This is a genomic window from Elizabethkingia argenteiflava, from assembly GCF_009904105.1.
GTDB lineage: Bacteria > Bacteroidota > Bacteroidia > Flavobacteriales > Weeksellaceae > Elizabethkingia > Elizabethkingia argenteiflava.
Genome location: NZ_JAAABJ010000545.1, coordinates 1 through 446, shown reverse-complemented (window position 1 = coordinate 446; position 446 = coordinate 1). Strand labels below are relative to the sequence as shown.

Annotated in this window: 1 pseudogene; it reads right to left on the bottom strand. The window is 29.4% G+C overall.

The window, feature by feature from the left end:
- Positions 1-446: pseudogene (locus GNY06_RS15730) on the bottom strand (IS982 family transposase); the annotation flags it as partial.

Below are 446 nucleotides of genomic sequence, written 5' to 3'. Positions count from 1 at the left end.
TAATATTTCTATTGTTTAGTTTATTAATGCATTTTATAACAGTCATTGCAATTATCTTAGATAATAATCTATACTTAAAGCCATCCAAGGATTACGCATAGTTTCTTCTAAACATAAACTGATCACATAATTGCGAAAATAAGCTATAGATGCGCTTTCGGGATTTTCTAAAAATATAAGGCTGCGGCTTCTATCCATGTTTATTTTTTCGCATAGGTACTTCCATATTAATCTGGTTGTAATTAAATAAGTCTCTTTGATAATCAATACTCAGATAACCTTTGTCTCCTAATATTGTAAAAGTGCTTAATATATTTGATATAATGAATATCCTGTACAGAAGCTTGTGTTAGATCAAAATCGGTAAAAATCCCATCAGTAGTACACACTGCATGCAATTTATAACCATAATAAACACTATTTTGCGAAGCACAAAAACCTTTATC